This is a genomic window from Chryseobacterium sp. CG10_8 (genome assembly GCF_058117085.1).
Genome location: NZ_JBYVEB010000054.1, coordinates 1 through 21744 on the forward strand (window position 1 = coordinate 1; position 21744 = coordinate 21744).

Genomic DNA, 21744 nt, shown 5'->3' on the forward strand with positions numbered 1-21744 from the left:
TTTTTAAAAAAGCTCATTGTATTTTTATTTGTAAAGTAAATAATTTCTCTTGAAAAAATAAAGTAAGAATACAAAAATCAAATTTCCCAAAACAATTAATAATTGTATGAACTTTAGTTTTTGAAAATATTATGTTCATCTGCGGTAACTAATTATTTTAAAGTTTTTTCAATTCGAGTATCGGGAATGAGCCAAATAATGGCAACTGCCGTGTAACAAGCCATCGCAATCATCGGAATGAAAAATGATGAAATCAATCCAATAAAATATAGTGAAACGGAAAGATATTCTTTGGTGTTGTTACGTAGTGCGATCTTTATTTTAGAATCTTCACCTTCATAACTCATGGCGGTTTTTTGTAATATCACAAAAGCAATGGCACATAAAAACAGATTGAATCCGTACAAAGCAACGGGATTTTTTTCGAAGTGATTTTCGCCCATCCAACCTGTGGTGAACGGAATAAGCGACAAAGAAAACAACAAAAACAAATTCGCCCATAATACTTTTCCATTCACTTTTTCAATCGCTTGGAACAAGTGATGATGGTTGTTCCAATAGATTCCAACATAGATAAAACTCAGAATGTAGGAAACAAATTTTGGAATTAATGGCTTAAGAGTTTCAAAACTACTTCCTTCCGGAACTTTCAGTTCCAAAACCATAATGGTAATGATTATCGCTAGAACGCCGTCACTAAAGGCTTCTAATCTTCCTGTGTTCATTTTTTTAGATGTTAGAAATTAGATTTGAGATGCGAGATTTGAGACTTTTCTTTAATTGAGAATTTACAGCCCGTTCAAATTTTATTTAATGATTTTTATTACAGCTTTTTGCTTAATTTTCTTAAACAAATAAACTTTGTTTATTCTGAATTTTAATATTCAGATAATTAAGTTGTATTTAATAAGAAATCAAAAATTTGATTTTAAATAAGAATCATTAAGCTAAAAACTCTTAAATCCTTAATGGTAAAAACATTTTACAAATTTAAATAGGCTCTTAAAATTCAACATTTAAAATTACTTAAAAATTACTTTTGGTAAAGGAACAAACTCGTTTTCATCACCTGGAACTTTCGGGAATACCTCAAGATTTTGGTCAAACCAATTTTTCTTCGCTTTTTCGATGAGTTCTTTATCGGAATTTACAAAGTTCCAAAACATAAAACGCTCTTCAGGGAAGGGTTCTCCACCAAAAAGATATAATGTTGTTTCTCCATTGGTTTCAAACTCGCAGAGATTGGAATTTTTTGCAATTAATAATTGTTTGCTTCCATAATCGTTGCCTTCAATTTTTACAGTTCCTTCTAAAACGTACATTCCGACTTCACCGAAAAGGTGTTTCCCGATCTTTATTTTTTCTACTTTTTCAGTTTTAATTTCTAAAAAATAGAGCGGACTATGCACGGGAACTGCAGATTTTTTATCCTTAAATTCCCCTGCAATCAATTTGAATTGAATTCCGTTTTCTTCCCATTCAGGAATATTTTTTTTGTCAATATGATGAAAGGTAGGCTCACTTTGTTCTAAATGCTTTGGAAGACCAATCCAAATCTGAAAACCATGCAAAAATTGAGGCGAGTTTCTCAAATATTCAGGTGTTCTTTCCGAATGAACAACACCTTTTCCGGAAGTCATCCAATTAACTTCACCGGGTTTGATTTCGATGGCGTTTCCAAGGCTGTCTCGATGAAAAATAGAACCTTCAAAAAGATAAGTCAAAGTCGAAAGTCCAATATGAGGATGAGGAGGAACATCCAAGTTTTGAAATTCTTTCAAACATGTTGGTCCCATGTGATCAATGAAAAGGAAAGGTCCGACTGCTCGTTTTTCACGAAAGGGAAGAAGTCGACCGACTAAAAAATTGCCGATATCAGCTGATTTCTCTTCGAGTATAAGTCCTACGTTGGATTGCATATTTATATTGATGTTAGAAGTTAGAAATTAGATTTTTAGAAAATGAAAATTAAGATGTTTTAATCTAATATCTAACTTCTAAAATCTAATAGCTTTTTATAGTTGTGAATAGTACGGAAAATTCTCAGAAACCAAACGTTTCCATTGAGGATGTCTTTTGATATAGGCGAAAATGAAAGCACAATATGGCATGATTGTTTTTCCAGTTTTTTCAATGGCTTCCAACGTTTTTTCAACTAAAGCAGTTCCAACGCCTTTTCCTTCTAATTCGACTGGAACTTCAGTATGGACTAATGCAATTAGGTCAGGAAGTTCACCATATTGAATAAAAGCCGTGTAGCCTTCAAATTCTAATTCAAAGCGTTTTTCAGCTTCGTTTTTTACAAGCGGAATGTTTTCGAATTCGGGTTTCATGTTTTTTTTAGTATTAGAAATTAGATTTTAGACGTCAGATTTTAGATAGAAAAAAATGTTGAATGCTTATTTCAAATTTACTCATTAGGAATTAAACATTCAACATTAATCTATAATTTAAAATTTAGAATTTAAAATTACTAATCCTCCAAGTACCCAAATTTACCAGTGTTGAAATCTTCAAAAGCTTGAATGATTTCTTCTCTTGTATTCATCACAAATGGACCATGAGGAAAAATAGGCTCATTCAAAGGTTCACCACTTAAAATTAAAACAATTGCGTCTTCGCTTGCTTCGATAGTGAAAGTTTCTCCCTCGTTTTCGAACAATACAAAATTATCGGTTGGAACTTTTTCATCTCCATTTACAATAATGCTTCCTTCGATTACCAAAGCTGAAGTATTGAAATTTGCAGGGAAACTGAACTCCGCTTTTCCTCCTGATTTTAATTTTGCATTCATCATGTGAACAGGACTGAATGTGGAAGCAGGGCCTTTTTCTCCATTGTAATCTCCTGCGATAACTTCAATCAGTCCGTTTTCGCCCAAATCAACGATTTTCATTTCTTGATTTTTAATCGCTTGATATTTTGGAAGACTCATCTTATCCTTTGCACGTAAATTCACCCACAATTGAACCATTTGGAAAATCCCACCTTCTTTTGCCCACTCTTTTTCGTGAAATTCTTTATGTAAGACCCCTGAAGCTGCAGTCATCCACTGTACATCACCTTGTCCGATGATTCCACCACCACCTGCAGAATCGTGGTGTTCTACTTTACCTTGATAAGCTATTGTAACGGTTTCAAAACCACGATGAGGATGTACACCAACGCCTCTTGGTGTATTGGTTGCTCCAAAATGAAATTTCGAATTATAATCTAACATCAGGAACGGATCCATTCTTTTCATATCCAAACGATAACCGCTCGGAATAAAATTATGTACTCTAAAACCATCCCCAACAAAATGTGCAGGTCTTGGTTGCACCACCATTTCAACTTTTTTTGTGGTCATTGTATATCTCATTTTTTATTTAACGATTGAACTTTTATTCTTGAGCAAAGTTACAATCTATAAACGTCGAGCGCATTGATGTAGGATAAGTTCGTTATAAGAAATAATGCTAAATTAATTTTTGAAATTTAATTATATAAATAATTGATTATATTTTATATAAATACACTTATTGAAAGTATTGCATGAATTTAATTAAACTCTCACAATTGCTCTGGGAGATCTAATTTTTGCTTTTCTAAAAATTTTAATTTTAAAATTGTGGTGAATTTATTCCATCAAAATACATTAATTTTAAACCATGAAAATCATCGAAGCCCAAATAGAAGATATCTCAAATATCCAAAAAATTGCTCAGCAATCATGGAGAGAAAATTATCCCGGAATTATTTCTAATGAACAAATTGAATACATGTTGGGAAAGATGTACTCTGATGCTGAACTTCAATTTCAATTGAATAATCCCAATTATTTCTATTTTTTAATTTTTAATGAAAATGAAGAAAGCGTTGGAATCATAGGCTTCGAAAAGGATTATGAAGCTCAAACAACAAAATTGCACCGCTTGTATTTACTGAAATCCGAAAAAGGGAAGGGGTTGGGTAAGTTGGCATTAACTTTTGTCAAAAATTGGGCAAAAAGCGCTGGAAATAATCGAATTATATTAACCGTCAACAAAAATAATCCTGCGAAATCGGTGTATGAGTCACAAGGTTTTTCTGTTTATGACGAAGCAGTTTTCGATATTGGAAATGGCTATGTGATGGACGATTACTTGATGGAATGTAGAGTCTAAAGGTCTAAGAAATCTTGCCCCATTTGTGCTTGGAGTTGTAGTTTTTGAGGTAAAATTCTTTCATTTTTTGGTTTTGGGTTAAGTGAAGTTCAGGGTCTTTATTTAAGAGCTCTTGGACTTCATCTTTTGCAGCTTTGATAATATTACCGTCGTTGACTACATTTAGTTTCTTGAAATCCAAACTTCCGCTTTGTTGAGTTCCCATAATGTCACCAGGACCGCGCAACTGCAAATCTGCTTCAGAAATAACAAATCCATTATTGGTCTCGCACATTGTTTTTAGACGAAAACGGGCGTCTGCACTCAATTTATCAGACGTCATTAGGATACAATAACTTTGTTCTGCACCACGCCCAACACGTCCTCTAAGCTGGTGCAATTGAGAAAGTCCGAATTTTTCAGCGCTTTCAATGACCATTACACTGGCATTAGGAACGTTAACGCCGACTTCAATAACCGTTGTTGAAACCAAAATATTCGTTTCTCCTTTCGCAAAACGTTGCATGACTTTGTCTTTGTCTTCGGGTTTCATCTTACCGTGAAGCATGGCCACTTCATATTCATTAAAGAACTGCACAAGATGGTCGTAGCCGTCGTTTAGGTTTTTATACTCCAAGACTTCTGACTCTTCAATCAATGGATAAACGAAATAAATTTGGCGTCCTTTTCTGATTTCTTCCAAGCAAAAACGATAGACATAAGTCCGGTCTCTTTCTCTACGATGAGCCGTGATTATTGGTTTTCGCCCGATGGGAAGTTCATCAATGACTGAAACATCGAGGTCACTATAAAAACTCATCGCCAAAGTCCTTGGAATCGGGGTTGCCGTCATAATTAGTATATGGGGTGGAATTTTATTTTTTGCCCAAAGTTTTCCTCTTTGTGCAACTCCAAAGCGATGTTGCTCGTCAATAATGGCAAGTCCCAAATTTTTGAACTTCACTTTGTCTTCCAAAACAGCGTGAGTACCTACTAATATTTGTAAACTCCCATCATGAAGCTGCTCGTGAATGATTTTTCTTTCGGAGCTTTTAGTAGAACCAGTCAAAAGCTGAATGTTAATTTCCGTCTCTCGCAACAGCTCTTTCAAAGTATTATAATGTTGCTGTGCAAGAATTTCGGTGGGAGCCATCATACAATTTTGAAATCCATTATCGACCGAAATCAACATAGCGAGAAGGGCAACCATTGTTTTTCCAGAACCAACGTCCCCTTGCAAAAGTCGGTTCATCTGGATGGGTTTCTTCATGTCTGTTCGGATTTCCTTCAACACATTTTTCTGTGCATTGGTCAATTGGAAAGGCAAATGATTTTTATAAAAATCATTGAAGTGGTTTCCTACATTGCGAAAAGGATGTCCTTGTGCAAATTTTTTATGATGATTTTTCTTGAGTCCATAACTTAATTGAAAGAAAAAAGCTTCATCAAATTTGATTCGGCGGTCAGCTTGTTCATAATGCTCTTGACTTCTAGGGAAATGGATATTAATCGTTGCATTTTTCCGAGAAAAGAGACGATACTTTTCCAATAAAGATTCAGAAAGATTTTCTTCCAAATTTCCAGAAATTTCTTTCAGAATATTGGCCAAAATTTTTCTAAAAAAAGTCTGGTTAATGCCTCTTTTGGTCAGCTTTTCCGAACTGGAATAGACTGGAGTCAATCGCAATTCTTTCGGTCTATTTTCTTCTGTCTCAATTTCGGGATGAGCCATGGTAAATTTCCCATTGAAGGAATTAATTTTACCAAAAATATACATCGTTCGATTCTGAGGAATCTGCTCCTTCATCCAACTTGAATACTGAAACCACACCAATTCTATGGTTCCTGTTTCATCGGAAAACTGTGCTGTCAAGCGCTTTCCTCGACCAATACCAGTTTCTTCGAGTTTAGAAATTTTTCCTTTGAGTTGTGCTTCAGAAATATCTTCGGACAGATTGACGACTTTATAAATTTTGCTCTTATCCAAATATCGAATCGGGTAGAAGGAGAGGAGGTCTTCTACCTTTTGAAAGCCAAGATTAACAGCTAAAAGTTTAGCTCGTTCTGGACCAATTCCTTTGATATATTCGATTGGGGTATCAAGTGTCATTTTCAACGCATCAACAAGAATGTGGAAATTTCGGGAAATTTAAGAAAAAACCCAAATTTTGATTTTAAGATTTTGATAAAATTGAAAACCTGTCCCAATTTTGGAACGCAGAAAGGTCTGTTTTTTAATCCTTAATTGAAGATTTAAATTTTCTCTGGTAAGTTTCCCAATCTTTTCGAGTTTTTACTTTTTTATAATCATCAGTACCAAAAAAAGTAAGATAAGGTTCGATTTCTTTTTCGGTCATTCCGCCTTGTAGAAGGGTGATGGTACTAGAATACTCATCTAAAAAAACAAAACTCGGCGTACCATTAACATTCATATACGTGGTAAACTCATGCATTTTCGCATTTTGCTTGATTGTAGGAGAATATTGAGTATTCACAAAAGTTCTTCCATACATATTAACAGTGTCATTACCCTGAATATTAAATCGTACAGGATAATAATGTTCGTTAATGATATTCTGAATGATGGGATGCTGAAAAGTGCTCTTGCTCATTTCAGCGCAAGGCTTACACCAATCTGCGTAGAAAAAAATAAGAATTTTTTTTGGGGTAGTTTTTTGCGCTTCCAAAGCTTCTTGTAAAGGCAGCCAATTGATTTGAGCGCGGACTAACACACTCACCAAAACAATTAAAAGCAATAAGAATCTACGCATATAATATTTGGTAACAATTAATTTGCCAAGTTATCTGGCTAACATTTATCAAAGGTATATAAAAATTGTTTTAGTCGGAGGGTTTGTCAAGTTACTATTTGGTTAATCTTTTCTTAAATTTTCCATTCGTTAAAAATATCCAATTTAACATAATATAAATTATAGGATTTTACTTTGAAGAGCGGTTGAGGGTGAGAAATGCTAATCTGTTCTTTTTTTCATCGTATAAATATACTTTCTGTTGATCATACTTCTGTATGATAAAAACCTTATTGTTAAGGATCAGAATTTTGCCTTCTTCATTAATTTTCCAAGGATAATTAAGAATGCTTTCGGTTTCATATGCGTAACCGTCATCTTTAAAAATAAGCTCTGTAATAATTTTCTTATTAGGTTTAGCTAAATCTTCAACTTCCAATAACCAAGTATTACCAGGCGTCTCCAATTGATATTTTAAACTTTTCAGATGATTATCCTTACTGCATCTCACAATGAGCTGCATTATTATAAGGATGACCGTCAAAATTCTAAAAAATTTCATTGCTTATTTTTGTTTTATTTCGGACAAAGTCCAGTTCTAAAATTTTTACGCGATTCTCAGCGATTAGGATTTATACATGAAATTTAACATAATATCCAGATGTATTTTTCCTCTTTGATAGAAAATACTTAAATTTATGGAAAATTTGAATAGAACTATGAAAAAGTTTTTTTTAATCCTTGTGAGCGCAGTTTCATTATTGAGTTGTAAAAAAAATGATTCTGGAATTAGTGACGTTACGAAGGATTCTCTTAAAGTCAACGAAAGCGACATGGAAATTACTGAGATTGCAACGCTATGTTATGCAGGATTGTCTGGAAATGATTCGGTGAAGTTGCAATACAGCGACAATCTTGGTACCGTTACAGGTAAAATGATTTTTAAAGATGCTAAAAATGATAGCATTACACAATCTGGTGACGTTGTTGGATTATTTGAAGGTGATACTCTAAAGCTTGATTTTATGTATAAAAATGGTGATACAGATATCAGCAAAGAAATTTGGCTTTTGAAATCTGGACAAGAATTACAAGAAGGTACTGGTAATCGTGATGATAGCGGTAAGTATACAAGCACAAAAGGTCTAAAATTCACTAATGGATATGTTTTAGAACCTGGAACATGCAAAAATTTTAAATAAACAAAAAGTCAATTTTTAGTTATCCTTGAGTTAAACTCTGTATATCAGATATCAACTGATTAACAATATTATCATCGGAATTCCAAGATGTAATCAAGCGGATTGCAGATTGGTCTTCCGATATTTTTTTCCAGATATAGAAGTCGTAATTCTTAGATAAAACCTCGATTCGCTTTTGGTTAAGAATCGGGAAAATCTGATTGGTAAAAGTTTCTGACAAAAATGTACATCCAATATCTTGAAAAGCTTTTTTGATTTTCATCGCCTGATCGTTTGCATGTTTTGCCAAATCAAAATATAAATCATCACGAAATAATTCCAAAAACTGAATGCCTAAAAGTCTTCCTTTGGCTAAAAGCGCACCTTTTTGCTTTACATGAAACTCAAATTCCTCTTGTAAGTCTTTGTTATTGATGATGATGGCCTCTCCTATTAATGCTCCATTTTTGGTCCCACCCAAGTAAAAAGCATCTGTAAATGCTGCAATTTCTTGCAATGTTAGATCATTTTTTTCATTAGTTAAAGCGTGTCCCAATCGAGCTCCATCCATAAAAAGCAAAAGTTTTTTTGATTGGCAATATTGATACAAATCTTCTAATTCCTTTTTGGAATATGCAGTTCCGACCTCAGTTGCATTAGAGATATAGACTAACTTCTGTTTGACTTGATGAGGGATATTTTGGTGTTGATCAATTATTGACTGAATATCTGAAGGTTTGATTTTCCCGTCCATTGTTTCGATCGCATGGACTTTGTGTCCAGTCGCTTCAATGGCGGCAGTTTCGTTCGTGAAAATATGTGCAGTTGTTGCTGCAACTACACTTTCATGAGGACGCAAAAATGCTGAAATACTTAACAGATTAGCTTGAGTACCACCAGAAACAAAAACGATTTTAGCATTAGGATTTCCTATTTTTTCTTTAATAATTTCGATCGCTTGTTGGCTATACTCATCCAAACCATAACCATTCTGCTGCACCTGATTTGTTTGCAACAACGCCTCTAAAATCCTAGGATGGCAACCTTCTGAGTAATCGTTTTTAAAACTGTATTTCATGGTTCAAAAATAGTGTAATTTTTGAAGAAGTGCTAATTGATTAATTTCTAAAAATTCGAATTTTTAATAAAAAAAACTTGAAATTCAGAAGGCATCTTCTTCATTTCAAGTTTTGCATTTTTATAGTTGAATATTGAAATAGTACAACAAGATTGGTCTACTACTCTCCTTCTGTTGTGCCTTCTTTCTCCTCCTCTTTCTCTGGAAACATTATTGACAATGCCACCGAAATGATTAATATTCCTGCAACGATACCTAATGAGATAGGCGAAGGAATGTGGAACCATGGTGAAATTAACATTTTAACGCCAATGAAACTCAAAATAATAGCCAGTCCATATGGAAGTTTGCTGAACATATGAATGAAATTAGAAAGCAAGAAGTATAATGATCTTAATCCTAATATAGCAAAGATATTTGAGGTATAAAGAATGAATGGATCTTTAGAAATCGCAAAGATTGCTGGTATAGAATCTACCGCAAACAATACGTCTGTAAACTCAATAACAGCTACTACTAATAGTAAAGGAGTTGCCATTTTGATTCCATTTTTAACAGTGAAGAATTTATCTCCATCATAGTTGTCAGAAACCTTCCAGAATTTTTTCACTAATCGAGCTCCAGCTGACTCACTGAAATCTTCCTCTTCATCGTCGTCTCCTCCGCCCCAAGATTTGATTCCAGCCCAAACCAAAAACAATCCAAACAGGGTCATTACAACATTAATTCTTACAGGCTGTCCAAAGATATTCCATTCTGGTAGGTAGGTAAGGTTAATTATACCTATTCCTGCGAAAATGAAAATCGCACGGAAAACAAGTGCTCCAATAATCCCCCAAAATAAGACCTTGTGATGTAAGTGCCTCGGAACTTTGAAGAATCCAAAAACCAAGATGAATACAAACAAGTTATCCACTGAAAGAGCTTTCTCTATCCAATAAGCAGCTTGAAATTGTGTAAATTTTTCGATTGCCAAAGCATGTCCACCTTGATCTTGATTAAAAACCCAATACACAACTCCAGAAAAAATCATTGCCAACGAAATCCAGACAATAGTCCAAATTGTTGCTTCTTTCGAAGTTACTTCATGCGCTTTTTTGTTGAAAATCCCAAGATCCAATAGGAGCATCACCACAACGACTACAGCAAAACCTATAACAAGTCCAGGGTGCAAATCAATAATACTTTTATCCATAATTTAATTTTGTTTCTATTTTACTACTTTTATTTATTAGTTAATGTTATATACATCAATCTTCCGCCATCTTCATCGGACAACATTATTTTTTTTCCATCTGTAAGCTCAACCATTGAATTGATCGGAACTTGTACATTGTCTGTCAAATCTCTCAGATTAGGCAATGATTGATTTACCAAAACCCATCTATTTTGGTGGAATGTAAAGTATCCGACAGGTTTTTTATCCATTTCGGTTAGGCTTTCATTTCTAATCACCTTTCTGGAAACATGCCATTTGAAAAGATATTGATTATGATAAACCATTAATCGGTGATTTTCTGGTTTCCAAACATCATCTTTATATTTATAATAGAGATCAACTACGGGCAATGTTCCTTGATGCGGAGTGCCACAAAAAGGACATTTTGGTCGTGAAGTATTGTCAAAAACATACCATTTTTCGTCACAACTTGGATTACTGCAAGGTTGAATTAGATCAACAGTCTTCAAAAGTGCGGTTTCCCATTCATTAGCAATTGGACGAAGCATAGGATTATGAAGTCCATCGATAAATGCTCTTTTGAAGAGGTCTGAAATATAAGGCCCAGTAACCGTAAACGGAATTTTGTTAGGATCACCCCAAAAATGATTCCATCTTTTAAGATGATCTGCTTTCACCCTATTGGTTGTGTCTGTTGGATGTTCAACAAAGATGGCTTTTTCACCCATGGATAATACTTCGTCTCTCTCAGAATCCAAATCCCAGATTTTGCCACCTCTTAGAGGGTGTCTCCTCAATAAGTACATGTAAATCAATACCGCTAAGGCATGTAAATCGGTTTTTTGATTGGGTAAAATTCTGTCATTATCTTGAAGTGGTAGATGCTTAGTTTTCAAAACTTCTGGTGCGATAAAGTCTGCTGTGCCAATAACTTCTGGAGGGAATAATCCAGGAACTACTAATCCATCAATATCAATAATAGTGGCAGCCTTTGTAACAGGATCAACCAAAACGTTATTATATGATAAATCAGAATGAGCCAATCCCATTTGGTGCATTTTTTTGACACCTCGGGAAATATTGATGGCAATTTGAAAGTAGCTTAGCCAATCTCCCAATTCCGATTTATCAAGAGCAAGCGGATACTTTTTATCTCGGAAGGAAGGAGTAGTGAACCACTTCCCCACCTTCTCTCCTCCTTTAATGGTTTCATTAGCGGCATAACCCTTTGAAAAAAAGAATTTGGACTTATAGATGGGCACAATTACACCTGTTTTTCCATTCTTTTCGACAGCATCATAAGGCCATCTAAATATTTCGTCCAAATAATAATCGGGACTGTTTCCTTTTTTGATATTGTCCAGATATAAGGATACAATTCTTTTGATCCGGTCCTTCTGATTGAAATCTAAAGGATCGCGAAAAAAAGCAACAACATATTTGCGATCAGGCGAAAAATAGATATCTTTGACTCCTCCTTTTTTTGGATTTCCGTCATCTATATATTCGTATGATCTCGAACTCTCTATAATCGAATTAACTCTTACAATACTCATAAAATCAATATATAATTGCTAAAGTTCTGTCATCGTGATTTCCTTTGCTCCAAAAGTCTAACCATGTTAGTAATTGAATTTCAATTCCTTCATCATTAATAAAATCAACTTTAGCTTTGTCATCATTTTCACCATCTAAATCTTTCAGAAAAGCATCCCAACTTTCGTTATTTTCTAATTTACTTTCAACAACAAACTTAGGATCATAAATACCGTCTGTCATTAAGAAAAGTTTAGAAAAATCTTTGAAACAGTTAATCCCAAAACGATTCACCATAACCTCTGGCTTTCCAAAAATTTCCGGCATAGTAATGAAACGTGTACCTCCACCAAATTCGCCGACATCAAGAAAGTTAAGCAACTTTACTTGAGAATCGTTGTCCCATAAAACATTGATTGGACAGTCTCCAACACCAAATGACAGAGTGACGTACCCAAAATCAAATTTCTTGACTAATACGAATATTAACGTCGAATGAATATCCTTCAGCGAAATACCTTCACTACCAACAAAAAATTCTAAATCAGCAAATAGCTTTTTTACATTGTGATACAATAAGTTGATTATTAGTCTTTTGCTTTCAACTTGTGAGATATCAGAAGCGCTACCTTTTTGTTTTTCTACAGAACTTTTGGTAAAGTAATTAGTCACATCTTTAGAAAGAGATATCAAGAGTTCTTCATTATCAAAACTTTCTGCTATCTTTTGTGTTGCAAGGTGAGAACCCACTCTGGCAAACTCAGCGGAACCAGCTCCATCTGCAACTGCAATGATAGCCCAATCGTTTGGTAAATTCTTCACACAAAAATCGTCATCTCGAAAACTTCCTTCATGGGCATGAGATCTTCCCCTTTTTGAAGCAATAACGATTTTCTTATCCAGAAAACTGGAAGAGAATTTGTCTTCATCCTTCTTTGGAAAACGTGCATCAGGAGAGCTTGGTTTGTTAAGCCAAAGATCCTTGGGATCAGCATTAATAATGAAAGGTATGGTCTTTGTGGACTCTTCAAATTCTTGATCATTAATACTGAAAAACACGATTTCGATCTCAATAGTATTAGCCGACGTTGGAATACCGAAAATTCGATTTTCCTGTGGATCATATTGCAAACCAACTAAATCAAGATTTCTAATTTCTGTTATTCTAATATTCGGAAATGTACTGGTATCAAAGATGTGCTCGTACAACTTCTTTACATTAGCATTGGGTATCAAAAAATGGGCATCTTGAAACTCTTCTATGTCTCTATACTTCATAAAAAATTGTAGCAATTGGCTTTTGAGATCCGAGATTGTCTGAGACAAATTTTGGATATTCTGATTTTGTTTTAATTTAATTAGTGTTTTTTCAACAAGGGGATTACTTTCAATCTGATTTTCTTGAAGTATCTTGATAAGTTGTTCCATTCCTACCCTAAAGTTCTATTAATATCGAACCCTCCTTCTGCCATACCGTAATGACCAACATTGCCACACCAAGGACATTTTGCTTGTCCTTCACCACTTATACAGTGGATTCCTCCACATTGACAAGTCGCTAAAGCAATATGGTTTCCACAGCAAGGACAGGAAGGATTTCCATAGATTTCTTCACTTGATATTTTGTTAGAATTAACAGCACCTTCAGAATATTCTCGGTAAGAATTTTCATCGATTCGATAGGCGCCTTCAATTTTATAGTATCTTGTATTCCACCCTGGAATGTTAGATTCTTGAAGAGATTTCTTATACTTTAATAAATACATTTTTTCGTTGGTAGAACACATTCCACTCAGGACAACATAATTATTATCAGGCACCGAATGATTTTTCGACAAATCCACTTTCTCAATGATATCAGAATTAGTCTTACTAAGGTTGATCCCGTCCGTATTTGTATTGTTAATATTTTCACTGGTTGCTTTAATGGAAGCAGTAACCCATTTGAAGAATTCCTTATAAGAATTAGCATCAGTATTATTAAACATTAGCACCTGTTCGGATATCTTTCCTAATAAGTTAACATTGGTGTTATCTCCAAGTGAAATGATAATAAGATTACATTTGGTTCTATAATTGGTATTCCATCGATCGAATGCTGCGTCTACATTATCGGTAGGTATTCCATCAGTAAATAAGAAAACTATTGGTTTCCAATCCCCTTTCCTTTCATAAGTAGTTTTTACAATATCCCGATCTATCGAGTTCATTAATTCTTCAAGTCCTCTGGATAAGGAAGTACCGCTTCCTATTGGAATTTTTGGGGGATAAAATGTTATGACATCTTGCAATGGCGTAATAATCTTACTTCTTCCTGCAAATCCTATAATTGAAACCCAAACTGTTTCCAAAGCATAAGGATCGGTTTTCAATTCCTTGATAATAGTTGCAATTCCTTCTTGCACTTGTTCAATGGGTTCACCAACCATTGACTCGGAAATATCTATTAAAAAATATATTGGTAATCTTCTCATTTTTTATGTGTTTTTAGACAACTATATTTAATTCACTTGGTGGCGGAGGCAATGTGATAGCCTCTCCAGTTCCTTGAGATTTTCCTCCCATTTCTATGGAAGAACTTACCCATTGGAAAAATGTAGTTAAAGTTGTTGCATCTGTAGTATCTAATTTGACAACGTTTTGTGTGAGATCTTGCAAATAGGTTACTTCTGCTTTTGGACCTGCTGCGCATCCAACAATAACTCCAAAATCCAATGACTTAATCCTGGGCAGCATTTCCCTATACTTCTGCAAATCGGAAGGCTTACCATCTGTAAAAATAAAAAGTAATGGTTTCCAATCTCCTTTTCTATCAACAGATCCTTTTATAACTTCCTTGTTGACTAAGGTATGAACCATCTCCAATGCCTCTCCTGTATGCGTGGGACCGCTTTCGGGACATTTGATTTCTATTGGATGAAAACTTGCCAAATCAATTAGTGGAATAATATTATTAACCTCTCGATCATAAGTGATTACACTAATGTATAAAGAATCCATTGCTTGAGGATCTGCTCTCAACATACTAATCAAACCATTGAATCCATTGTTAAGTGCAGCAATGGGTTCTCCTCTCATGGATCCCGAAGTATCCAATAAAAAATAAGCTAAAAGTCTTCTGTCCATAATTTATGATACTATTACTAATTCTGAAGGTGGAGGGGGTAACTGATCTGATTTGGTCAAATCTATTCCTGTTTCTTCCACTCTCGTTGATGTTGTTGATATTGAGGCTGTAACCCACTGAAAAAACTTGGAAATACTTTCTGAATCCGCATTGTCCAATCTTACCACAGAAGTTGCAATCTGGGTCAGAATTTTTTCATCAGCATTTTGACCAACGGAACAACCAACAATTAGTCCCTTGTTGACCATTTTGAGTTTTTCATAACCCGATTGCCAATCATCTGTTGGGATACCGTCCGTCATTATGAAGGTTAGAGGTTTCCAATCACCTTTTTGCTCGGTAGTTGTCTTAATAATTTCCGTATTCATTCGATCAGCTAACAGACTCAAAGCAGCGCCTAAAGAAGTGGTGCTCTTTGCTGTAATATCAACCATTTGGAACGAAGCCAAGTCAGTTAGCGGCACTATCTGATTAGCTTCGTGATCAAAGGTAATAATACTGACATACGCAGTTTCTATTGCTTGTGGATTCTGACGTAAAGAATGAAGCATCATCTGAACACCATTTTTTACCGCTTCAATTGGTTCTCCATTCATAGAACCAGAGGTGTCTAACAGTAGATAAACAGGTAGTCTTCTCATCGTAAAATTATTTGTAATCTTTTACGATTCTACCAATAGTTTGTATAAACATTTTATCATCTACAGCGTCTCCAATTGCATCAAATTTCCACTCTCCATTTCTACGATAAAGCTTACCTAAAATCAAGGCTCCTTTGCCTCTATAACTTGCATCTGTTACGATATCATAGTTAGAGTGTACGTTGTTAACTCGAGAAGGAGTACCTTCATACATCCTAATCTTTGCAAACGGAATGTGTGCAAAATCGAAATTCTGTCCAGGATTAAGATAAATATTTAGAAAAAAGTAAATTTTGTCCACATTAGCGTTAACTCTTGTAAGATCAACAGAAATAACTTCATTATCTAATCCATCATCTCCTCCAACATCTCCTTGTCTGTCGTCTCCACTGTGGCGTAATCCACCGTCGTTAGAAGAAAGTTTTCCTAAAGGGAAATTATTTTTCTGCAGCCAAGCATTGTATTCTGGGGAATAGATCCAATCTACCATATCACCATTTTCGCTGAGCATGATGCAGCTAAGATCTAAATCCACATCTTCTACTACTTTTTTGGTTCCTATTCCTAAGAAACCAGATTTTACTGTTTCGATAGCTCCCCAATTAACTCCAACGCAAAAATTGGTTAATGCTTCTCCTGAACTTTTTCTAAGATCAATTTTTTGACCTTTTTGCAAACTAATCGCCATAAAATTTATTTTTTAGTGTTTTTATTATTTTAGATATGTAGTTTAGATTTCCATCAAAATTTGATATTATACTGATGAAGGATTTCTACAGGTAGTTTTGTTTTACTGTTTCAACTGTTTCTTGTAGTTTTCTGTCTTTGGTAGGTTCTCCAACTGCATTGAACTTCCATTCGCCATTTCTTTTATAGAAAACGCCGAGTACCATTGCAACATGGCCTGCAAAATTATCTCCTTTCGCAATATTATAGGTCGCGAAAACTTCTGAAACTCTTGATGGAGATCCTTCATATATCCTAATTGATGCAAATGGAATTGTCGCAAAGTCTTGTCCTTTATAACTATTAAGAACAAATGCTACATAATTGGTTCTGCTATCCAGTCTGGAAAAATCCAAAGTAATAACCTCGTTGTCCAAACCGTCATCTCCTGATAAGTCACCTGTAAGATCATCTCCACTATGTCTCACAGCTCCGTCTCTGGATTGAAGTTGTCCAAAATAAATTACATCCAATGGATTTTTAGCATCATCATACAAGATACATGATGCGTCCAAATCGACCGCTTCTTTTTTGGTTCCTAACCATCCTTTTTTCTCGATAGCTCCCCAATTGACTCCAACACAGACATTTTTAAGAACAGTTCCATTGTCTTTTTGAAGATTGATTCTTTGTCCTTTTTGTAAATTAATAGCCATTTTATTGTAATTTGTTGTTTAAATTTAAATTCAGCATAGATTGTAGTATACTCATCTCTTCATCAACACTGATTACAAGATTGATTACATCTTGATTTTCTAATTTTTCACGATATCTTACTAAGATATCAGAAATGTCATTAGGAAGTTCACTTTTAAGTGCTTCTGCCTTTTTCTTTAATTCTTCATTACGATTGGTAAGATCATCTACAATACTTTTCTTTGGTGAAGTATTGGGAGTCCTGTCCAATAGCACGGCAATATCATCTGCAAGAAAGTAAAATTCGTTGGTCTGCTGATTCCAAATAAAATCTTCTGTTGTTCCGGAAATCTCAAACAGCTCAAAAATCTGATTGTTAATGTTGTATCCACAAACAAATCTAACTTTGAAATTAGCCGTGTTAAGTTTTCCTAAAAGTTTCCTTTCTACATCGATGTTGTCAAACTCATAATACTTAGCATCTGGTAAACTTAGTAAGAATTCTATTTTAGCGGTTTTACGATAATATTCCGATGCGTAATCAATGGCAAGACTTCTAATTTTGGAAATCTTAAGTTCTTTTCTAATATCAACAAGATTATCATAAAAAGATTTTAAAAATTCCGAAACGTAACCATTGTGAAATTTTCGATCGACCGTGAAATTTTTCTTCCCTGTTTCTTGAGCGAGATACTGTTCAATATAATCCTGATTAGCATCAATTTCATTATAAATCGCAAGTATCTGAGCCTCTTTTTGTTTTTTGATTTTCTCGAGTAAAGAAATCAAGCTGTCTGTATATTGTACATGGAACAACTCCAACTTGTTAACATCCAAATCGTTTTTGGTTTTGGTATCGAAATAGGATTGGATTAACTCGGTCTTAATTATAATATTGATAATCTCAACTTGGTCAAAAAACTTGCTAAGAAGCTTCAGTTTTTGTAATCTTTTTTTACTTTGTTTTAGTATCTCTTTCTCGTGGTCCAATTTTTATATTTAAGAATTCTGAATTTGCTTTTTCAAAGTATCTTCTAAATTTTTTAACTCTACATCCAATTGCTGTCTATTTTGAGTTCCTTGTTGTTGTATCTGTTTTACTTCATTAAGTGTGTTAATTAATGAGCTGGTTGTCTCCCTAAGCGTGTCCATAGAAACAATGGTCTGCTCATTAGCTTTGGAAACATCAATTGTATTTTGTTGTAGCCTTTGAGCGTTCCTTCTTAATATTTCTTCCGTTGTTTGAGATACTTTTTGCTGAACTTCAATATTCTGTTGTTGTCTGTGCATCGCTACTGCTAAGGTCAACTGGTTTTTCCAAACTGGAAGAGTAGTTGTCATAATAGTCTGTGCTTTTTCAGCGATAGAAACATTGTTATTCTGGATCAATCTAATTTGAGGTAAAGACTGTAAAAGAATGAATCTTACTACTTTAAGATCAGCAAGTCTTCTATCTAATCGGTTAACAAAATCTCGCTTATCTGCAATCTGATAATCTAGATAATTGGCTGGATTAGATTCCATAACAGCTAACTCTTCTCTTGATTTCTGCAATTTTATAGTCCCTGCAATAATGTAGTCTTCCATCTTTTTGATGGAGTCTACGTTGCTTGTAAAAATAGTCTGCAAAACCGCATTATCCTTAGTCGAATTGATAATTCCTGCATTTACCTTGTTAGAAATATCAGAAATATTATTGACAATCTTGTCATACTTAACAAATAAGGTTTCAACAGAAGTTACCATGCTTTTTAGAAATGGTATTTTCTTTAAGAATTTTTTGACAGAACTCCCTTCTAATTCGTCAACATCGACGTAATTAAGTTCTGTTAAAAGCTTATTAATTAACTCTCCGACCTCGCCAGAATTCGACTTTCTTACGTTATTAAGAAAAGAGTCACTTTGGCTTGCCAAAGAATTCTGTAATTCGGAACCGAAATTAATGATAGAGTTTGGGTTATGTTCGTCAATGGAATTTACGATTCCATCATACTTTTGTACCTCAAGAGTATTAATCTGAGATAAGTCAACATTCCCATTCTTATCAATGGCGTTATTGGTAACTTGTTGTATCTCCATTATTATTGGTATAAACTTAAATATTTTGCTAATCCATCTCGCTGGCCATTTCCAACAGCTTCAAATTTCCATTCGCCATTTCTTTCATATACTCTACCAAACTCGACAGCGGTTTCTATAGAGAAATCCTCATCTAATTCATACTTTAATATTTCTTCCTTGGTGTCAGTATTAAAGACTCTGATGAAAGAGTTTCTTACTTGTCCGAAATTTTGATTACGGGAATCTGCTTCATGAATGGTTACCACGACCACAATCTCTTTCACTCGTGGATCTATTCCTGTAAGATCAATATTAATTTGCTCATCATCACCATCTCCCTCTCCCGTAAGATTATCTCCAGTATGCGTTACAGATTTGTCTGGAGATTGAAGATTATTATAAAAAACAAAAAACTCATCAGAAACTAATTTTTTATTTTCGTTAAGAATGAAAACCGAAGCATCCAAATCAAATGAACCTCCAGTACTTGAATTATTAGAATCCCAACCTAATCCTATAGTGAATTTTGGTGCGTTAATGTTTTGTCTCTGTCCTTTTTGTAAGTTAATAGCCATTGTAATTTATGTTTTAATTTATTAATATTAGTTTTATACTCATCCATTTGGTGATAGTTGTTGCTAATTGCCAAATGCATAATTTGTAGTCTCTGCTCTTCTGAAATATTGTCATATACAAAATCAAAATCACTTTCCTTCATCAATAAGATATACTTTGTAATTCTTGTATTGAATTTGAAATGTTTTCCGCCCATCAGTTCTGTCAAATCTTTGGTGGTCTTTATCTTGAAATAATTGTAGTGATTTTCAATTTGTGGATGAACATTATTATTCATCAGCTCCGCAAAATATACGAAAACAAAATCACCCTTTACTTCATATTGATCAAGAATTTTGCAAACCGTTTTTTCATGACTTCCTGTAATCTTAATATCATCCATAAAGATACAATACTTTCCATTTACAAAATCTCTATCAATGTAGTAAGTGTCATTAGAGATCAGGTTAATTCTTTCTTCAAAACTCATATTGCCATAGTCTTGTGCATAAGTCTGAGTCCGATGGATTTTACCTTCAATACAAGCAGGACGATCATTTTCGAACAAAAAATAATTCAAAAATTCTTTGAAAAAGCTGCTCAAATAATTGGATGCGGTTGGAATGGTATGATAAGGACTTGGGAACAAAATAATCTCATTCTGTCTTACTATTTCTTCTCCATACTCCTTAATAAACCCTTCGAACAAATCCTTAGCAAACAGCTTTGCAAAATAGGTATCTCCAAACTTAAAATGACTATACGCAGCCTCATCGAACGGACACCGATATTCATTATAAATCTTGTGTAAGCTGTACCTTTTATTATTCATCATTTATGTTAAAATTTTATCAATTTCGCCTTTACTCCGAAGTTAATAGCTCCTTGATAATCAGCTATCGGATTGTCTCCAATATGCAGAATTTGTTTTTTTTCTATTGTTTTCAATTTATTAATTTCTACAAACATCAATTCAAATATTTTTGGATTGGGTTTGGATACTCCAACTTCGTCAGAAAATATCATAAAAGAAAAAAGTTGGTCAAGCTGTAAAGTTGTCAGGACTTTTCGTAATAGATAACCATTAATCAAAGCAGTGTTGCTTAATAAACTGGCCGTTTTTTTTTCTTTTGCTATCAGCTGGAGAACGTCATCAATATCATGCCAAATTATATGTGGCATATTTTCCATGAAAAGTTGATCTGTTTCATCAAAGAAAAGCTGAACTTCATTCATATCAATATTGTTGATGGACTTACCCAATTCACTAAGAATTAGTAAAAGAATTTCTTCTCTTGTTACATGCAATCCTGTCTTTTCCGTAATCCCATTATATACATTATCAAAGTGACGAAAGACCTTATCTATTATTGGAAGATCATCTTTGAGTACGAAAAACTTCTTCAAAAGAACATTTCTCTTTGGTTTGAATTCTGGATTACTTCTAATAATGGTCATCCACAAATCAAAAGAGAAATGTTCATGAGTCAAGAAATCAATCTCAGATATTTGCTTATTTTCTAATGCTCTCAAAAAAAATTATTTGATGATCGAACCATTATAGTATTTTTCTAAGAAAAATCCTAAATCAGCTTTGTAACCAATTCCTGAAGCTTCAAATTTCCATGCTCCATTACGCTTATATAGTCTTCCGAATTCTACTCCTGTTTCGATTGAGAAATCTTCGTCCAATTCATATTTTGCAATTTCTTCGTTAGATCCATTATCAACAATTCTGATGTAAGAATTACGAACTTGTCCGAAGTTTTGTTTTCTTCTTTCAAAATCTTCAATAGTCACTACAAATAGAATCTCTTCTACTCTTGCATCAACTTTTTCCAAATCAATTACAATAGCTTCATCATCATCTCCATCACTGTTGCCTCCGGTTGGGTCATCTCCTGTATGCGTCAAAGCTCCATCTGGGGAAACCAAATTGTTATAAAATATAAAATACTCTTCTCCAACTAACTTTCTATTGGAATCTATCATAATTGCAGATGCATCAAGATCAAAATCATGTCCTGTTCCTTCATTAGGATCCCAACCTAATCCAATTGTCATTTTGGTTAATCCGATGTCAATCTTCTGACCTTTTTGTAAATTAATTGCCATTCTTTTCTGTTTTTTTATATTAATTAAATTGTTT

General features: G+C 34.1%; 24 protein-coding genes. 2 read left to right on the forward strand and 22 right to left on the reverse strand.

Features of this window, described 5'->3' with window-relative positions:
* Nucleotides 1-152: 152 nt before the first annotated feature.
* The 4 genes from AC4AGG_RS09790 to AC4AGG_RS09805 all read right to left on the reverse strand — a co-directional run bounded on the left by AC4AGG_RS09790 (nt 153) and on the right by AC4AGG_RS09805 (nt 3349).
* A complete protein-coding gene (locus tag AC4AGG_RS09790) occupies nt 153-725 on the reverse strand; it encodes a TMEM175 family protein (RefSeq protein ID WP_489771811.1) in 573 nt (190 codons plus the stop codon).
* Between the two features lie 297 nt (nt 726-1022).
* Nucleotides 1023-1919 (reverse strand): pirin family protein, encoded by an 897-nt coding sequence (locus tag AC4AGG_RS09795; RefSeq protein WP_489771812.1) that lies wholly within the window; start codon nt 1917-1919, stop codon nt 1023-1025.
* A 96-nt stretch (nt 1920-2015) separates the two neighbouring features.
* Nucleotides 2016-2333: a GNAT family N-acetyltransferase gene (locus AC4AGG_RS09800; RefSeq protein ID WP_489771813.1), complete on the reverse strand. Its 318-nt coding sequence runs from the start codon at nt 2331-2333 to the stop codon at nt 2016-2018.
* A 140-nt stretch (nt 2334-2473) separates the two neighbouring features.
* The gene (locus AC4AGG_RS09805; RefSeq protein ID WP_489771814.1) at nt 2474-3349 is read right to left on the reverse strand and encodes a pirin family protein; all 876 of its coding nucleotides are present in this window, start codon (nt 3347-3349) and stop codon (nt 2474-2476) included.
* Between the two features lie 301 nt (nt 3350-3650).
* Here AC4AGG_RS09805 and AC4AGG_RS09810 point away from each other — a divergent pair, with 301 nt between their 5' ends.
* A complete protein-coding gene (locus AC4AGG_RS09810) occupies nt 3651-4145 on the forward strand; it encodes a GNAT family N-acetyltransferase (protein ID WP_489771815.1) in 495 nt (164 codons plus the stop codon).
* A 4-nt stretch (nt 4146-4149) separates the two neighbouring features.
* Here the strand turns inward: AC4AGG_RS09810 and recG are convergent, their stop codons facing one another.
* The 3 genes from recG to AC4AGG_RS09825 all read right to left on the reverse strand — a co-directional run bounded on the left by recG (nt 4150) and on the right by AC4AGG_RS09825 (nt 7436).
* A complete protein-coding gene (recG, locus tag AC4AGG_RS09815) occupies nt 4150-6234 on the reverse strand; it encodes an ATP-dependent DNA helicase RecG (protein ID WP_489771816.1) in 2085 nt (694 codons plus the stop codon).
* 124 nt (nt 6235-6358) lie between these two features.
* Nucleotides 6359-6895, reverse strand: a complete 537-nt coding sequence (locus AC4AGG_RS09820; RefSeq protein WP_489771817.1) for a thioredoxin family protein — start codon at nt 6893-6895, stop codon at nt 6359-6361.
* A gap of 169 nt (nt 6896-7064) precedes the next feature.
* Nucleotides 7065-7436 carry a hypothetical protein gene (locus AC4AGG_RS09825; RefSeq protein WP_489771818.1) on the reverse strand — a complete coding sequence of 124 codons (372 nt, stop codon included), beginning with the start codon at nt 7434-7436 and terminating at the stop codon, nt 7065-7067.
* Nucleotides 7437-7593: 157 nt separating this feature from the next.
* On the opposite strand from AC4AGG_RS09825, the gene AC4AGG_RS09830 reads away from it, so the two are divergent.
* Nucleotides 7594-8076, forward strand: coding sequence for a hypothetical protein (locus AC4AGG_RS09830; RefSeq protein ID WP_489771819.1), 483 nt, complete (start codon nt 7594-7596; stop codon nt 8074-8076).
* A gap of 19 nt (nt 8077-8095) precedes the next feature.
* Here AC4AGG_RS09830 and AC4AGG_RS09835 read toward each other — a convergent pair whose 3' ends face one another.
* The 15 genes from AC4AGG_RS09835 to AC4AGG_RS09905 form a co-directional block, all read right to left on the reverse strand.
* Nucleotides 8096-9133, reverse strand: coding sequence for a threonine aldolase family protein (locus AC4AGG_RS09835; RefSeq protein WP_489771820.1), 1038 nt, complete (start codon nt 9131-9133; stop codon nt 8096-8098).
* Between the two features lie 160 nt (nt 9134-9293).
* Nucleotides 9294-10328 (reverse strand): TerC/Alx family metal homeostasis membrane protein, encoded by a 1035-nt coding sequence (locus tag AC4AGG_RS09840; protein WP_489771821.1) that lies wholly within the window; start codon nt 10326-10328, stop codon nt 9294-9296.
* Between the two features lie 29 nt (nt 10329-10357).
* Nucleotides 10358-11869: a helix-hairpin-helix domain-containing protein gene (locus tag AC4AGG_RS09845; protein WP_489771822.1), complete on the reverse strand. Its 1512-nt coding sequence runs from the start codon at nt 11867-11869 to the stop codon at nt 10358-10360.
* 4 nt (nt 11870-11873) lie between these two features.
* Entirely contained in the window at nt 11874-13277 is a 1404-nt protein-coding gene (locus tag AC4AGG_RS09850) for a PP2C family serine/threonine-protein phosphatase (protein ID WP_489771823.1), read from the reverse strand.
* 2 nt (nt 13278-13279) lie between these two features.
* Nucleotides 13280-14323 (reverse strand): TerY-C metal binding domain-containing protein, encoded by a 1044-nt coding sequence (locus AC4AGG_RS09855; RefSeq protein ID WP_489771824.1) that lies wholly within the window; start codon nt 14321-14323, stop codon nt 13280-13282.
* Nucleotides 14324-14336: 13 nt separating this feature from the next.
* Nucleotides 14337-14975 (reverse strand): vWA domain-containing protein, encoded by a 639-nt coding sequence (locus AC4AGG_RS09860; protein WP_489771825.1) that lies wholly within the window; start codon nt 14973-14975, stop codon nt 14337-14339.
* Nucleotides 14976-14978: 3 nt separating this feature from the next.
* The gene (locus AC4AGG_RS09865) at nt 14979-15617 is read right to left on the reverse strand and encodes a vWA domain-containing protein (protein WP_489771826.1); all 639 of its coding nucleotides are present in this window, start codon (nt 15615-15617) and stop codon (nt 14979-14981) included.
* A gap of 7 nt (nt 15618-15624) precedes the next feature.
* A complete protein-coding gene (locus AC4AGG_RS09870) occupies nt 15625-16305 on the reverse strand; it encodes a TerD family protein (RefSeq protein ID WP_489771827.1) in 681 nt (226 codons plus the stop codon).
* Nucleotides 16306-16390: 85 nt separating this feature from the next.
* Complete coding sequence (locus AC4AGG_RS09875) at nt 16391-16999, reverse strand: TerD family protein (RefSeq protein WP_489771828.1); 609 nt, start codon at nt 16997-16999, stop codon at nt 16391-16393.
* Nucleotide 17000: 1 nt separating this feature from the next.
* Entirely contained in the window at nt 17001-17969 is a 969-nt protein-coding gene (locus tag AC4AGG_RS09880) for a hypothetical protein (protein WP_489771829.1), read from the reverse strand.
* A gap of 9 nt (nt 17970-17978) precedes the next feature.
* Complete coding sequence (locus AC4AGG_RS09885) at nt 17979-19058, reverse strand: toxic anion resistance protein (RefSeq protein ID WP_489771830.1); 1080 nt, start codon at nt 19056-19058, stop codon at nt 17979-17981.
* Nucleotides 19059-19060: 2 nt separating this feature from the next.
* Nucleotides 19061-19615 carry a TerD family protein gene (locus tag AC4AGG_RS09890; protein ID WP_489771831.1) on the reverse strand — a complete coding sequence of 185 codons (555 nt, stop codon included), beginning with the start codon at nt 19613-19615 and terminating at the stop codon, nt 19061-19063.
* Nucleotides 19555-20430: a phosphoribosyltransferase family protein gene (locus tag AC4AGG_RS09895; protein WP_489771832.1), complete on the reverse strand. Its 876-nt coding sequence runs from the start codon at nt 20428-20430 to the stop codon at nt 19555-19557. The genes AC4AGG_RS09890 and AC4AGG_RS09895 overlap by 61 nt, the downstream gene beginning before the upstream one ends.
* Nucleotides 20431-20435: 5 nt before the next feature.
* Entirely contained in the window at nt 20436-21128 is a 693-nt protein-coding gene (locus AC4AGG_RS09900; RefSeq protein ID WP_489771833.1) for an HAD family hydrolase, read from the reverse strand.
* 6 nt (nt 21129-21134) lie between these two features.
* Entirely contained in the window at nt 21135-21710 is a 576-nt protein-coding gene (locus AC4AGG_RS09905; RefSeq protein ID WP_489771834.1) for a TerD family protein, read from the reverse strand.
* Between the last annotated feature and the right edge of the window lie 34 nt (nt 21711-21744).

What these genes read in the sequence shown, in the direction of transcription:
- AC4AGG_RS09790 (WP_489771811.1), bottom strand. Translation starts at nt 725, where the DNA reads ATGAACACAGGAAGATTAGAAGCCTTTAGTGACGGCGTTCTAGCGATA.
- AC4AGG_RS09795 (WP_489771812.1), bottom strand. Translation starts at nt 1,919, where the DNA reads ATGCAATCCAACGTAGGACTTATACTCGAAGAGAAATCAGCTGATATC.
- AC4AGG_RS09800 (WP_489771813.1), bottom strand. Translation starts at nt 2,333, where the DNA reads ATGAAACCCGAATTCGAAAACATTCCGCTTGTAAAAAACGAAGCTGAA.
- AC4AGG_RS09805 (WP_489771814.1), bottom strand. Translation starts at nt 3,349, where the DNA reads ATGACCACAAAAAAAGTTGAAATGGTGGTGCAACCAAGACCTGCACAT.
- AC4AGG_RS09810 (WP_489771815.1), top strand. Translation starts at nt 3,651, where the DNA reads ATGAAAATCATCGAAGCCCAAATAGAAGATATCTCAAATATCCAAAAA.
- recG (WP_489771816.1), bottom strand. Translation starts at nt 6,234, where the DNA reads ATGACACTTGATACCCCAATCGAATATATCAAAGGAATTGGTCCAGAA.
- AC4AGG_RS09820 (WP_489771817.1), bottom strand. Translation starts at nt 6,895, where the DNA reads ATGCGTAGATTCTTATTGCTTTTAATTGTTTTGGTGAGTGTGTTAGTC.
- AC4AGG_RS09825 (WP_489771818.1), bottom strand. Translation starts at nt 7,436, where the DNA reads ATGAAATTTTTTAGAATTTTGACGGTCATCCTTATAATAATGCAGCTC.
- AC4AGG_RS09830 (WP_489771819.1), top strand. Translation starts at nt 7,594, where the DNA reads ATGAAAAAGTTTTTTTTAATCCTTGTGAGCGCAGTTTCATTATTGAGT.
- AC4AGG_RS09835 (WP_489771820.1), bottom strand. Translation starts at nt 9,133, where the DNA reads ATGAAATACAGTTTTAAAAACGATTACTCAGAAGGTTGCCATCCTAGG.
- AC4AGG_RS09840 (WP_489771821.1), bottom strand. Translation starts at nt 10,328, where the DNA reads ATGGATAAAAGTATTATTGATTTGCACCCTGGACTTGTTATAGGTTTT.
- AC4AGG_RS09845 (WP_489771822.1), bottom strand. Translation starts at nt 11,869, where the DNA reads ATGAGTATTGTAAGAGTTAATTCGATTATAGAGAGTTCGAGATCATAC.
- AC4AGG_RS09850 (WP_489771823.1), bottom strand. Translation starts at nt 13,277, where the DNA reads ATGGAACAACTTATCAAGATACTTCAAGAAAATCAGATTGAAAGTAAT.
- AC4AGG_RS09855 (WP_489771824.1), bottom strand. Translation starts at nt 14,323, where the DNA reads ATGAGAAGATTACCAATATATTTTTTAATAGATATTTCCGAGTCAATG.
- AC4AGG_RS09860 (WP_489771825.1), bottom strand. Translation starts at nt 14,975, where the DNA reads ATGGACAGAAGACTTTTAGCTTATTTTTTATTGGATACTTCGGGATCC.
- AC4AGG_RS09865 (WP_489771826.1), bottom strand. Translation starts at nt 15,617, where the DNA reads ATGAGAAGACTACCTGTTTATCTACTGTTAGACACCTCTGGTTCTATG.
- AC4AGG_RS09870 (WP_489771827.1), bottom strand. Translation starts at nt 16,305, where the DNA reads ATGGCGATTAGTTTGCAAAAAGGTCAAAAAATTGATCTTAGAAAAAGT.
- AC4AGG_RS09875 (WP_489771828.1), bottom strand. Translation starts at nt 16,999, where the DNA reads ATGGCTATTAATTTACAAAAAGGACAAAGAATCAATCTTCAAAAAGAC.
- AC4AGG_RS09885 (WP_489771830.1), bottom strand. Translation starts at nt 19,058, where the DNA reads ATGGAGATACAACAAGTTACCAATAACGCCATTGATAAGAATGGGAAT.
- AC4AGG_RS09890 (WP_489771831.1), bottom strand. Translation starts at nt 19,615, where the DNA reads ATGGCTATTAACTTACAAAAAGGACAGAGACAAAACATTAACGCACCA.
- AC4AGG_RS09895 (WP_489771832.1), bottom strand. Translation starts at nt 20,430, where the DNA reads ATGATGAATAATAAAAGGTACAGCTTACACAAGATTTATAATGAATAT.
- AC4AGG_RS09905 (WP_489771834.1), bottom strand. Translation starts at nt 21,710, where the DNA reads ATGGCAATTAATTTACAAAAAGGTCAGAAGATTGACATCGGATTAACC.